This window comes from Rhizobium sp. PRIMUS64, assembly GCF_023006465.1.
GTDB lineage: Bacteria > Pseudomonadota > Alphaproteobacteria > Rhizobiales > Rhizobiaceae > Rhizobium > Rhizobium leguminosarum.
In genome coordinates this window covers 1-256 of the sequence record NZ_JALBGX010000377.1, presented here as the reverse complement: position 1 = coordinate 256, position 256 = coordinate 1, and the positions used below count along the sequence as shown (strand labels likewise).

At 60.5% G+C, this 256-nt stretch carries 1 protein-coding gene; it reads left to right on the top strand.

The window, feature by feature from the left end:
• Window positions 1-256: hypothetical protein (locus tag MOV76_RS39635; protein WP_247266648.1), on the top strand; the 256-nt coding region annotated here is incomplete at both ends.

Here is a 256-nt window from a genome sequence, read left to right as displayed (position 1 = left end):
TCTGCTGAAGCAGTTGAGCAATGAACGCTCCACCTTCGATGAGCGCGATATCGCCAAGGCGCTGCATCGCACTGTCGACGATCCCGCGGACTTCGCCAATATCCGCGCGCGACTGATGGCGTCGGACGATCTCATCATGCTGAAACCGCAGCAGATCGATGCCGAAACGGGAAAGGCGAGCGAACCTGCCGTCTTCACCACGCGGGAGATGCTGCGCATCGAATATGACATGGGGCGGTCGGCGCGGGTTTTGGCG